Source organism: Microbacterium sorbitolivorans, from assembly GCF_003327285.1.
GTDB classification, from domain to species: domain Bacteria; phylum Actinomycetota; class Actinomycetes; order Actinomycetales; family Microbacteriaceae; genus Microbacterium; species Microbacterium sorbitolivorans.
In genome coordinates this window covers 478,468-490,869 of record NZ_KZ848475.1, presented here as the reverse complement: position 1 = coordinate 490,869, position 12,402 = coordinate 478,468, and the positions used below count along the sequence as shown (strand labels likewise).

The 12,402-nt window shown below is 67.2% G+C and carries 11 protein-coding genes; 9 read left to right on the top strand and 2 right to left on the bottom strand.

Features of this window, described 5'->3' with window-relative positions; all coding sequences use genetic code 11:
• The first annotated feature begins 9 nt into the window (after positions 1 to 9).
• The 7 genes from DTO57_RS11140 (at position 10) to DTO57_RS11110 (ending at position 8,441) form a co-directional block, all read left to right on the top strand.
• Complete coding sequence (locus DTO57_RS11140; RefSeq protein WP_114118295.1) at positions 10 to 963, top strand: DnaJ C-terminal domain-containing protein; 954 nt, start codon at positions 10 to 12, stop codon at positions 961 to 963.
• A gap of 75 nt (positions 964 to 1,038) precedes the next feature.
• Positions 1,039 to 1,470 (top strand): heat shock protein transcriptional repressor HspR, encoded by a 432-nt coding sequence (locus tag DTO57_RS11135; protein ID WP_114118294.1) that lies wholly within the window; start codon positions 1,039 to 1,041, stop codon positions 1,468 to 1,470.
• 555 nt (positions 1,471 to 2,025) lie between these two features.
• The gene (locus DTO57_RS11130) at positions 2,026 to 2,493 is read left to right on the top strand and encodes a low molecular weight protein-tyrosine-phosphatase (protein ID WP_229730407.1); all 468 of its coding nucleotides are present in this window, start codon (positions 2,026 to 2,028) and stop codon (positions 2,491 to 2,493) included.
• A 194-nt stretch (positions 2,494 to 2,687) separates the two neighbouring features.
• Entirely contained in the window at positions 2,688 to 5,006 is a 2,319-nt protein-coding gene (locus tag DTO57_RS11125) for a beta-galactosidase (protein ID WP_162785756.1), read from the top strand.
• 254 nt (positions 5,007 to 5,260) lie between these two features.
• Positions 5,261 to 6,562 (top strand): ABC transporter substrate-binding protein, encoded by a 1,302-nt coding sequence (locus DTO57_RS11120; RefSeq protein ID WP_162785755.1) that lies wholly within the window; start codon positions 5,261 to 5,263, stop codon positions 6,560 to 6,562.
• Positions 6,563 to 6,624: 62 nt separating this feature from the next.
• Positions 6,625 to 7,536, top strand: a complete 912-nt coding sequence (locus DTO57_RS11115) for a carbohydrate ABC transporter permease (protein ID WP_229730406.1) — start codon at positions 6,625 to 6,627, stop codon at positions 7,534 to 7,536.
• Positions 7,530 to 8,441 carry a carbohydrate ABC transporter permease gene (locus tag DTO57_RS11110; protein WP_114118290.1) on the top strand — a complete coding sequence of 304 codons (912 nt, stop codon included), beginning with the start codon at positions 7,530 to 7,532 and terminating at the stop codon, positions 8,439 to 8,441. The genes DTO57_RS11115 and DTO57_RS11110 overlap by 7 nt, the downstream gene beginning before the upstream one ends.
• A gap of 36 nt (positions 8,442 to 8,477) precedes the next feature.
• Here DTO57_RS11110 and DTO57_RS11105 read toward each other — a convergent pair whose 3' ends face one another.
• On the bottom strand, positions 8,478 to 9,341 hold the full coding sequence (locus tag DTO57_RS11105) for an AraC family transcriptional regulator (RefSeq protein ID WP_114118289.1): 864 nt from the start codon (positions 9,339 to 9,341) through the stop codon (positions 8,478 to 8,480).
• Between the two features lie 151 nt (positions 9,342 to 9,492).
• Between DTO57_RS11105 and DTO57_RS11100 the strand changes: the two genes are divergently transcribed.
• Both DTO57_RS11100 and DTO57_RS11095 read left to right on the top strand, forming a co-directional pair.
• A complete protein-coding gene (locus DTO57_RS11100) occupies positions 9,493 to 10,800 on the top strand; it encodes a cellulase-like family protein (RefSeq protein ID WP_114118288.1) in 1,308 nt (435 codons plus the stop codon).
• Between the two features lie 10 nt (positions 10,801 to 10,810).
• On the top strand, positions 10,811 to 11,551 hold the full coding sequence (locus DTO57_RS11095; protein WP_229730405.1) for an SDR family NAD(P)-dependent oxidoreductase: 741 nt from the start codon (positions 10,811 to 10,813) through the stop codon (positions 11,549 to 11,551).
• A 56-nt stretch (positions 11,552 to 11,607) separates the two neighbouring features.
• Here DTO57_RS11095 and DTO57_RS11090 read toward each other — a convergent pair whose 3' ends face one another.
• Positions 11,608 to 12,399 carry an SMP-30/gluconolactonase/LRE family protein gene (locus DTO57_RS11090; protein WP_162785754.1) on the bottom strand — a complete coding sequence of 264 codons (792 nt, stop codon included), beginning with the start codon at positions 12,397 to 12,399 and terminating at the stop codon, positions 11,608 to 11,610.
• Positions 12,400 to 12,402 lie beyond the last annotated feature (3 nt).

Below are 12,402 nucleotides of genomic sequence, written 5' to 3'. Positions count from 1 at the left end.
AGGCGATCGATGGCCAGTCAGGACTGGTTCGACAAGGACTTTTACAAGATCCTCGGCGTCGAGAAGACGGTTGAGGCAGCCGAGCTGAAAAAGGTGTACCGAAAGCTCGCCCGCAAGTACCACCCCGACTCCAACCCCGGAGACGCGGCGGCCGAGGCGAAGTTCAAGGACATCAGCGAGGCGTATTCGGTTCTGTCGGATCCGGAACAGCGCAAGGAGTACGACGAACTCCGTGCGATGGGTTCGGGCGCGCGCTTCACTGCGGGCGGATCCGGTTCTGGTGGGTTCGAAGACGTCTTTAGCCGCTTCCAGCGAGGCGGCGGGGGCGGCGCGGCCGACCCCGGCTTTGATGATCTCTTCTCGATGTTCAATCAGGGCCGGGGATCCCGCCGCGGCGGCTTCGGCGGCTTCGGCGGCCCCCAGAAGGGAGCCGACGTGCGCGCCCGCACGACGCTCGACTTCCTCGACGCGGCGAAGGGCGAGACGATCTCGCTGAAGGGCGAGGACGGCAAGACCTTCAAGGTCAAGATCCCCGCGGGTGTCGCAGATGGGCAGAAGATCCGTCTGCGCGGCCGCGGTCGCCCCTCGCCGAACGGCGGGGACGCGGGCGACATCGTGGTCGAGGTCACGGTGCGCTCGCACCCGGTCTTCAGCCGCGACGGGCTGAACGTGCGTCTTACCGTGCCGGTCACCTTCACGGAGGCCGCGCTCGGCGCGACGATCGAGGTGCCGACGCTCGACGGCGGCCGCGTCAAGCTGCGCGTCGCCCCCGGCACCCCGTCGGGGCGCGTGCTCCGCGTGAAGGGCCGCGGGATCCAGACCACGAAGGGCACGGGAGACCTGCTCGCCGAGGTCGAGGTCGCGGTGCCCGCGCACCTGAGCGATGCCCAGCGCGAGGCCCTCGAGGCCTACCGCGCGCTCGAGCCGAACGAGAACCCGCGCGCGGGCCTGTTCGCCCACTAACCATGTCCCAGTTTGTGCGGGAATAGCGCCGCTATTCCCGCACAAACTGGGACACGCAATCGAAGGAGCGGAGAGATGCAGCTTCCAGAGGGTGTGACCGAACGCGACCCGATCTTCCCGATCGCGGCCGCGAGCGAGCTCTCGGGCCTGCACCCGCAGACCCTTCGGCAATACGACCGCATCGGGCTGGTGGTCCCGGGCCGCACGCGCGGCGGATCCCGGCGCTACTCGGCCCGCAACATCGTGCAGCTCCGCGAGGTCGCGGGCCTGTCGAGCGAGGGCGTGCCCCTCGCGGTGATCCAGCGCATGCTCGACCTCGAAAACCAGGTGCAGGAACTTTCGGCCGAGGTAGCCGGCCTGCGCGTGCAGCTGCAGGAGGAGCGCGACAACCGCCCCGGCGCCCGCGTCTTCGCGACCAACGCCGCCGGCGGAGTCGTGACGCTTAAGGGCACGACCCGCGTGCGGCGTCAGACCGACGTCGTGCTGTACCGGGGGCCCCGGGGGTAGCATCGGGGCCCCCGCCGTCACGGATGTCGGAGAAATCACGAGTCTCGGGGCATCTGCCCGGATTCCTCCGACTTTGGTGATTCTTCCGAGTTTGGTGTCGGCTCGGGTGGCGGCGCCGTGCTCGCTTCACGGCAGTCGGGGCTTCTGCCCGAATCCTTCCGATTCTGGTGATTCTCCCGAGTTTGGTGCCGCGTGCGCGTGCTCGCGCGACGCCCAGCCCACCACGAGTCTCGGAGAAATCACGAGTCTCGGGGATTATCCCCGAATTTCTCCGACTCTCGTGATTCTTCCGAGTTTGGTGTCGCGACGGCACGGTCGCACGCTGCCTCTGCAGGCACGGATCTCGGAACTATCACCGGAGTCGGAGCCTTTGAGCGATTCCCTCCGACTCTCGTGATTCTTCCGAGTTTGGTGTCGCGTGCGCGTGGCGGCGCGGTGCTCGTGTCACGCATACCGGAGAAATCACGGCAGTCGGGGCTTCTGTTCGAATCGCTCCGATTCTCGTGATTTCTCCGAGTTTGGTGCGCGCTTCGGCGCGCGAAGTAGGCTCTCAGCGTGAGTATTTCGCGCATTGTGGTCGTCTGCACCGGGAACATCTGCCGCTCGCCCATGGGCGAGGTGGTGCTGCGCGACCGCCTCGCGGCGGCCGGCCTCGATGTCGAGGTGGTCTCGTCGGGCATCAGCGACGAGGAACTCGGCAACCCGATCGACCCGCGCGCGGCCGACGCGCTGCGGATCCGCGGGTACGAGGTACCGCGCCGCACGGCGCGCTGGGTCGACGACACCGACGACCTCGAAGCCGACCTGATCCTCGCGATGACGGAAACGCACCGCGCGGCGCTTATCCGCCGGGGTGCGGATCCGGAACGCACGCGGCTCTGGATGGATTTCGTTCCCGGATCCACGACCCGCGACGTGATCGATCCCTGGTACGGCACGCGGAGCGGCTTCGACGACACTCTCGACGTGGTCGAGGCGGGCGCCGACGAGGTCGTGAAGTACGTCCGCGAATCCGCGCGATAGCGTCCCCGATCTCGGAGAAATCACGAGACTCGGGAATCCTGCGGGGGTCCTTCCGATTTTCGTGATTCTTCCGGGTCTGGTGTCGTCCGTCGCGTGTCCCGACGTCGACATCAGCGTGTTGTCCATGTTCCCCGTTCCTTTGTCGATGGGGAAGCGGGGCGAAGCTCGATAGCTTCGAGCGAGTGAACATCCCGATGACCGAAGCCACCACGAACGTCGTGCGCGTCACCGCGCCGAAGCCGGCGACCGAGACGCCCCTCGAAATGGGCGACGACCGCAGCGTCGAACAGAGCATCAGGCTCACCAGCCGATACGTCACGGTTGACGGTACCCCGTGGATCCCCGTGATGGGCGAGTACCACTTCAGCCGCGACCTGCCGCAACGCTGGGAGACGGAGCTGCGGAAGCTGAAGGCCGGCGGCATCAGCGTGCTCGCGACCTACCTGATCTGGAACATCCACGAGGATGTCGAGGGGGAGGTGCGATGGGACGGGCACCGTGATGTGCGCCGCTTCATCGAGATCGCCGACCGCGTGGGGCTCAAGGTCATGCTCCGCATCGGGCCGTGGGCCCACGGCGAGGCGCGCAACGGCGGCTTCCCCGACTGGCTCCAGGCGATGCCGATGCGGCACCGCTCAGATGACCCCGCCTACCTGGCGTACGCCCGCACGTGGTACGCCGCGATCGAGGAGCAGGTGCGGGGACTCTTCCACACGGCCGACAACCCCGCCGGCCCGATCATCGGCATCCAGGTCGACAACGAGCTCTACGACAACGGTCCGCACCTCGCGACACTCCGCACCATCGCGGAGGAGGTCGGCATGCGCGCGAGCCTCTGGACGGCGACGGGCTGGGGCGGCGCGGAGCTTCCGTACGGGCGCGTGCTACCGGTGTACGCGGGATACTCCGACGGTTTCTGGGAGGAGAGCACGACGGGCTGGCCGGGCTTCGGCGTCATGCACTTCACCTACAACACGGTGCGCGACGATCTCACCGTCGGCGCCGATCTCCGGGACGCGCCGGTCGAGATCGACGACGACGCGAACCTCGGCACGGGCGACCCGTGGCCGTTCGTCACGTGCGAGCTGGGCGGCGGCATGGCGGTCGCCTATCACCGACGTCCGCTCGTCGATTCCGATGACGTCGCGGCGCTCGCCCTGACGAAGGTCGGGAGCGGATCGTCGTGGCAGGGCTATTACATGTACCACGGCGGCCTTCAGGCGATGGGCCTGCAGGAATCACACGACACGGGCTACCCGAACGACGTCCCCGCGCGCGACTACGACTTCCATGCGCCGCTCGGCACGGTCGGCAGCCAGCGCCGCCACTACCACCTGCTTCGCCAGCAGCACCTCATGCTGTCGTCGTTCGGATCCGCGATCGCCGACTCGGTGACGACGATCCCGGAGCAGCACGAGGGATCCCCGCGCTGGGCCGTGCGCTCCAACGGCCGGAGCGCCTTCCTCTTCGCCAACAACCACCAGCCCGCGATCGCGGCGCTCCCCGCACTCGACGACGTGCAGTTCACCGTCGAGTTCGACGACGCGAGCGTTACGATCCCGACATCGCCGGTCTCGCTGGCCTCGGGTGCGTACTTCGCCTGGCCGCTGCGTCAGCGCTTCGGATCCCTGGCCGCCGCGTCGGTGACCGCCCAGCCGGTCACTGAGTTCGAGGGCCCGAACGGTCCCGTCGTGCTCTTCGCGGCGAGCGAGGGGATCGACGTGGAGATCCAACTCGAGGGATCCGCGGGAGACGTCGAGGGTGCGACGGCGATCTCGGACGGTGAGGTGCTCGTGCTCCGCCCGGACGCGGCGCGGGGCCTCGGCCGCGAGGTACGCATCGGTGACACGACCCTCGTGTTCCTTGATGGTGCGACGGCCGAATCCGTGTGGCGCGGTGACATCGACGGACGCGACTCCGTCGTGCTGTGGCGAGGCGGCGGCTGGTTCGGCGAGCGCGGTTTCGAGGCCGTCCTCGGATCCGCCGGGCAGGAACTCGACGTCTTCCCGCCGCTCGAGGGTGCGGAGCGCCTGAGCGGCGAGGGATCTGTCTTCGCACGGTACGCGGTTCCCGCCGCGCCCGCCGAGCGCGCTCTCGAGGTTCCGGCATTCGGATCCGCGCCGGTCGCACCGGTGCGCCGCGCGGGATCCTCCGGTCGCCTCTCGGCGCCCGTCGACTTCTCGGGCGCGGCGAGCATCGAGGTGTCGGTCCCGGCCGAGGCGCTGACCGCGGATCGCGCGATCCTGTCGCTCGACTGGACGGGCGACGTCATCCGCGCGTACGTGGGCGATGAGCTGATCGCCGACCAGTACTGGTACGGCCGCATGCTGGAGATCGATCTCGCGCCGTATGCGGAGAAGCTCGAGGAGACGCCGCTCACCCTCCGCGCGTTCGCCTGGGAACCGGCCACCGAGGTGTACGTCGACGAGCGTGTGCGCCCGCAGAGCGAGACGCCCGTGCTCGAGGTACGTTCGGCGATCGTGCGCCCGGTGGCGACCCGGGCTTTCGCGTAGCGACGCTGTGACAGTCACCGTTGAGATAGCGCCAGTGAGACGGGTGCCGTTCGCCCTGGTGAACGGCACCCGTCTCACTTAATGGATAGTGATTCCTTGACCACGCCTCGGCGTCACGATGAATATTTCATAAGAGTGGCGAATCATCCATGTGAACACGCGAAGTACCCATGTTTTGTCGCATATTTCCCGCGTAACATCGTGCGATGTCCCTGGGGAAATATCCATCCCCGACTCCGCGCGAAGGAGCGTCCATGTCTATATCACCTCTGAGCCGCCGCTGGCTCGCAGCATCCGTCGTCATGGCGACGGCGGTGTCCCTTGCCGCATGTTCATCGGACGACTCGTCGTCGGACGGCCCCGTCGAACTCACCTTCCAATCCTGGGTCCCGAACATCGACCAGGTGGTCGACGCGTTCAACGAGGCTCATGACGATGTGCACGTCACACTCGAGACCGTGACAGCGGGTCCGGACGGCGGATACGCGACCATGCAGTCGGCCGTGCAGGCGGGCAACGCCGCGGATGTCGCGCAGATCGGCTACGACGCGATTCCTGACTTCCTCATCAACGACGCACTCGAGGACATCACCGAGTACGTCGAGGACGACGCCGATCTCTTCACCGAGTGGCAGTGGCAGACCGGTGTCTTCGGCGGTTCGGTCTACTCGATTCCGCAGGCATCGGGCCCGCTCGGCCAGTTCTACCGCGCCGATGTCTTCGAGGAGCTCGGCATCGAGTACCCGGAGACGTGGGACGAGTTCTACGAGGCCGCGAAGACGGTTCGCGAGTCGGGTGCATACATCGCCGCGTTCGCGTTCAACCAGGCGCCCTGGATGATCGGTCTCGCTCAGCAGGGCGGTGCGCAGTGGTTCACTCCCGAGAACGACGCCTGGACCGTGGACATCAATGGCGCCGACACGCTCAAGGTCGCCGAGTTCTGGCAGAAGCTCGTGGACGAGGATCTCGTCAAGGTCGAGGCCGACATGTCGAGCGAGTGGAACGCTGACATTCAGAGCGGCAAGGTCCTCACCTGGATCTCGGGTTCGTGGGCCGATGCGATCCTGCGCGGCACCGCGCCGGACCTCGCGGGCAGCTGGGCAGTCGGTCCTGTTCCGCAGTGGAACGCGGACGAGAACGTATCCGCGACGTGGGCTGGCGGATCCGCCAGCGCCGTGCTCAAGGGCTCGAAGCACCCGAAGGAAGCGGCTGAGTTCGCGGTGTGGATGAACTCGAACCCCACCAGCGTCAATCTGCTGACCGAGGTCGGCGCCGGGTGGCCCGCCATCGACGACATCTCCGAGATCACGGCTCTCGAGGACTCGGAGGTCTTCGACTTCTACGGCGGACAGAACATCTGGGACGTCTTCGCCGAGTCTGACAAGGCCGTCGACACCTCGTGGACCTGGCCGCCGCTGTCGTCGACCCTGTTCGCCGACCTCGTCGACAACGTCAAGGCCTCCGTCGACGGCGGCAAGCCGCTTGTCGACGCCTACAACAAGACCCAGGAAGACATGATCGCGGCGCTCGAAGAGCGCGGCATCTCCGTCAACTGATCGATCCGATCGGGGGCGGCGCGCCGAGCTCGGCGTCCGCCCCCGACCCCTTGGAGGAGACCGTGGCAACACGCACTCATCGCACCCGGGCGCGCATTCCCCGCGCGGCCTGGGTACTCATCCTGCCCTTCGTCATCATGTTCGCGGCATTCTTCATCGCCCCGATCGTGTATGCCGTTGTGCAGAGCCTGTTCGCCACGGAAAGCTCGGGACTCGGCTTCGGAGCGCCCGAGACCAAGTTCGCCTTCTTCGACAACTATGTGCGCGCGTTCTCGGATCCAACCTTCTCGCAGAGTCTGCTGCGTCTGCTGTTGTTCTCCGCGATCCTCGTCCCGCTCATGGTCGTCACCGCGCTGGGTCTCGCGCTCCTGCTCGACTCCGCGAGCGCACGCTTCCCGCGGGTCTTCCGCATCATCTCGTTCGCGCCGTACGGCGTCCCGGGCGTCGTCGCGACGCTGCTCTGGGGCTTCCTCTACGTGCCTGCTACGAGCCCGATCCTGCAGGTGCTCAGCAACTGGGGGATCGACGTCAACCCGTTGTCGTCGAGCGTGGTCCTCTTCGCGATCGCGAACATCTCCCTCTGGGGCTTCGCCGGATACAACATGGTGATCCTGTCCTCGGCGCTCGACGCCATTCCCTCGGAACTGTACGAGGCGGCGCGAGTCGATGGTGCGTCGGCGTGGGCGACCATCTTGCACATCAAGCTTCCGCTCGTGCGTCCCTCGGTGATCCTCGTCACCGTGTTCACCATCATCGGCACGCTGCAGCTCTTCGTCGAGCCGCTCGTGCTGCGACCGCTTACCACGGCGATCGGCACGACCTTCACCCCGAATCTCGCCGCATACAACCAGGCGTTCGCACAGGGCAATTCGAACCTCGCCTCGGCGATGGCAGTGATCGTCGCACTGCTCGGCTTTGTCGTGTCGTTCGGATTCCTGCGATTCGTCAACCGAAAGGGGAACCGCGCATGGTGACCGCAACTCGCAACGTAACGCGCGCCCTGACGGTCGGCGACAATGCCCCGCGCCGTCGCCGCCAACCCGCCGGACCCAGCGTCTACGCCGTCAACCTGGTCCTCATCGTCGCGGCCGTCTACTTTCTTCTGCCGCTGATCTGGGTGATCATCGCCGCGACGAAGTCGCCTGCCGACCTCTTCGGCACCTTCGGCCTGTGGTTCTCGGACACCCCGGCCGCCTGGCACAACCTGGTCGCGCTGTTCACGCAGGACGGCGGCGTCTTCACGCGCTGGCTCGTCAACAGCGTGATCTACTCGGGGCTCGGCGCGCTCGTCGCGATGGTGCTCGCGGCAGCCTGCGGCTACGCGATCGCCAAGTATCCGTTCCGGGGCCGCGAGGCGCTCTTCAGCGTCATCCTCGGTGGTGTCCTCGTTCCCGCAACCGTCATCGCGCTTCCGCTGTACTTCCTCATGAACGAGGTCGGGCTGGTCGGCAGCTATTGGTCGGTCCTCCTGCCGAGCATGGTGAGCCCCTTCGGCGTCTACCTGGCGCGCATCCACGCGAGCGCGTCGGTGCCGGACGAGGTCATCGAGGCCGCCCGTCTCGACGGCGCGGGCGAGATCCGCATCTTCGCGCAGATCGCGTCGCGCATGATGACGCCGGCGTTCGTGACGATCTTCCTCTTCCAGTTCGTCACGATCTGGAACAACTACCTGCTGCCGCTCGTCATGCTGGACGACACGAAGTCCTTCCCCGTGACGCTCGGCCTGACCCTGTGGAACGGCCAGACGCAGCGCGACCCGATGTTCTACGCGCTCGTGGTGATGGGATCCGCCGTCTCGGCGCTGATCCTCGTCGCCTTGATGTCGAGTCTGCAGCGATTCTGGCGCGCGGACTTGACGGCGGGGGCGACGAAGGGCTAAACGCAGGGGCCGGGGTTCTTCCCGGCCCCTTTGGCCCTACCCCTTGCGCAGCGCGCGATACGCGCGGGGGCTCACGCCGTGCACGCGGCTGAACTGCCTCGAGAAGTAAAACGGATCGTCGCGACCCACCGCCTGTGCGATCTCGGCGATCGACAGCGACGTGGTGTCGAGCAGGGTGCGGGCATACGCCATCTTGAGGGCGTTGTGATGTGCGAGGACCCCGCCGCCCGTGGCCTCGCGGAACAGCGATGCGAGGTGGGAGGGCGAGACACCGACGAGGTCGGCGAGCTCGGGTACCTGCACCTGCGAGTCGATCCGCTCCTCGAGGTAGCGCATGGCGCGTTCCAGCGGCGTTCCCTCTGCGGGGAGGGAACGATCGGCGGCGAGCATCGTCAGCAGATGCCACGCAATGCCCGACGCCGCCAGGATCCGCGCCGGCGTCGTGTCGCGAGAGAGCGAGACAGCCATCTCGTCGAGAAGCGCGGTCGCGCGCTCGACCGCGCGAAGCGCGACAGTGCGCGAGCCGCGGGTGATGCCCGCCGCGTTGATGAGCTCGGGCACGTCGGTGCCGCGCACGTGGCACCACCAGATCGTCCAGGGATCGGAGTCCGAGGCTCCGTATGAATGCGCGACGCCCTCGGGGATCACGAGCGCGGTTCCGCGCGTGATCCGGGTGCGCATCCCGTCGATCTCGGCCCAGCCAGAGCCGGATCCGCAGACGATCACGATCGTCTCGCGGGACCCCTCGGGACGATGCCGTCCATGATGACGCGCCTGTGGGAAATACCCTGCGTCGGTGACCAACATGCGCTGGGTGACGGCCTGGCCGAGCGCCCGTTCGGCGATCGGACGCGGTAGCACGCTCATACGTTGGCGATCGAAGCCGTCTGCGAGTTCCATACGGCAATCCTGCCACGCAACATCATCGGATCGTCCATGTAAGTGGTGAGAACGGCCATGCTCGGGGCTCGAGGAACTCGGTAACGTGAAGGTCTGCTCGGTGGCGAGGCCGTACCGGGTGAGCGTGGACCTAGACAGATACGGAGCCCCCATGACAGAGCGTTATCTCGGCGCGGGCACGATCGCCCGCGACCACTCGCAGCTGACCGGCGTCGTGCCGGCGCATCTGCCGCAGCGGCTCACGATCACGCTGTGGGACTTTTCGTGGTATACGCAGGCGGGCCCTGGACAGCCTTACGAAGACCTCGACGCCGTCGTCGCCGACGCCGCGTCGCTCGGTTACAACGCGATCCGCATCTGTGCCGCACCCATGTTGATGTTCGGCGGGCTCGGCCTCGACGACCTCGCCCGGGATCTGGAGATCGAGGGGCTCGGACCCGCTCCCGATGGCGGCTTCTACGGTCAGCGCACCCGCTGGTACGACACAGCGGGCGGCTTCCGCGTCGACATGTTCGCGCGCACGCGCCAGCTCTTCGAGGCCGCGCGCCGCCACAATCTGGTCATCGTGCTCGCGAGCTGGGAGTACCAGCAATCGGCATCATTCGCCGCCTCGCCGCGCTGGTTCGAGGCAATGGACGCCATCGCTCTCGATGGGCGTTACGACGCCCTCGCCGCCGCCTGGACCCGCATGATCGTCTGGCTCACGGAGGCCGGCTTCCGCGACATGATCGCGCTCGTCGAGGTGCACAACGAGGTCGACTTCTCGATCCTGCCCGACATCACGCTGCCCGCCGGCCGTGCAGCCGTCGCGGGTCTCGCGGAGGCACATCCCGACCTGCTGGTGACCGCCAGCTATGGCAAGCCGCCGCACCTGTCGATGCACGAGGTCCCCGAAGAGCTCGGCACGGCGCAGTTCCACATCTACAGCTACGGCGTGCTCGACGAACTGCAGAAGCGCATCGATATTCGATCCGAAGGTACGGAGGACTTCCCGAACGCGACCCTGCGATCGCTTATGCGGCGCGACGCCCCGGCGTTCGGCGAGTACGGCCGCCCGCTCGACTGGAAGATGCGCGCCACCGTCATCACCGACCAGATGGTCTACGGCTACGACTGGGTTGATCCTGAGGCGTGGGATGGCTGGCTGAACGAACACTACGCTCCATTCGCCGAGGTCATGGCCCGGGAGATCGAGTCGCGCGTCATCGCGATCGCCGAGTGGGCCCGCTGGCGCGGCATCCCGGCGATGGTCGGCGAGGGCTGGATCGGATACACGCCGCTGCACGGCACCTTCGAAGAGGGCGAGATCGGTCGCGGACTCGCCGAGCACGGGATCCGCACCGCGCTCGCGCGCGGCGTATGGGGCATGGTCCTCTGCTCGAACGCCGCGCCTCATCACCCGATGTGGCAGCTGCGCGAGTGGCAGCGGGCGATGAATGCCGAAATCCTCGCAGCTTAGGAGCAACGACGTGACGAAGACCGCAGTGATCACAGGATCCGCAGGCGGCATCGGTGCCGCGACCGCGGCGGTGATGGCCGAGGCAGGCGCCAACGTGTTCCTCATCGACCGTTCGCCTGAGGTCCTCGAGACCTGTGACCAAATCCTGGCGGCAGGTGGAAAGGCCGCCGCGCGCGTCATGGATGTCTCCGACCCGGACGAATGGCGGGCGGCCGCCGACGAGTGCCGCAGGACGTTCGGTCCCGCCGACGCGCTCGTGAGCAACGCCTACACCGTCGAGATCGTCGACATCGAGCAGACCTCGCTCGAGAGCTGGGAGCGCCAGCTGAGCGTGAACCTCACGGGCGCATTCCTCGGCTTCAAGGCCCTGCTGCCGCAGCTCCGTGAGAACGACGCCGCGTCGGTCGTGTTCGTCTCCTCCGTGCACGCGCATTTCGGTCTGCCGGGGCGGCCGGCATACGCCGCGACGAAGACCGCGCTGACGGGGCTTACCCGCCAGCTGGCCGTCGAGTACGGGCCCACGATCCGCGTCAACGCCGTGCTTCCCGGGCCTGTCCTGACCGCGGCGTGGGCCGAGATCGGTGACGAAGACCGCCGCCTATCGGCGGAGGCGACCGCGGCGGACCGCCTCGGAGACCCGTCAGAGGTCGGTGAGGCGATCGCGTTCCTCTGCTCGGATCGCGCCTCGTTCATCACGGGCGTCGAGCTGCCGGTCGACGGCGGCTGGAGCGTCAAGAAGGCGTCGTCCTGAGCTTCTGGTAATGGAAGATGCTCTTCCCCCAGTCAGGGAAGAGCGTCTTGCATTACTTAGATGACGTCATCGAGCGGCGCGACCAGCGTGTGGCCGTCGAACTCGTTCGGTTCGGTCAGATCCGACGTCGCCGAGGTGACGTACACGTGGCCGTCGTGAACCAGCACGCTCGTCGGCTGCGAAACCGGCACCGCGATCGAGTGCAGCAGCGCGCCCGTCGGCTCGTAAACATCGACGCGTGAGCCGCCCCACACGGCGTTCCAGATGCGGCCCTCTCCGTCGACATGGATGCCGTCGGGGGATCCGCCCTCGACCTTCGCGAACACGCGGCGGTGGTCCGGCGCGGTGGCGGGGACCTCGTAGATCACGCCGCGCGGGCTGTCGGCGAGGAGGAAGCTTTCGCCGCCGGGGAGGAAGGTCGGGCCGTTGGGGATCGCGAGCCCGTCGATCTCGCGCGTCATCTCGCCGGTGGCCGGGCTGTAACGCCACACGAATCCCTCGCCTGCGGCACCCTGCCACGGCATCGTGCCGAACCAGACGGACCCGTCGGCGGCGATATCGCCGTCGTTGACGCGGTTCGATGCGAGGTCGAGGCCCGTGTCGCCGATGGCGCGTGCGTCGCCCGCGAGCGAGACGAGGCTCGTGCCGAGGATACCGATGAGTGTTCCGTCGGGCGCGCGGTCGGCGAAGCCGAGCGGCGCGGCCTCCTTGCGGACGAGCGCCGTCGAACCCTCACGATGCGCGTACAGCTCGCCGGCAAGGAGGTTCACCCAATGGGGTGCGCCGTCGACGAGGCGGAGACCCTCGCCGAGTTCGTGCGGGGTGAGGGAGATTGTCTTCCAGGTCATGCT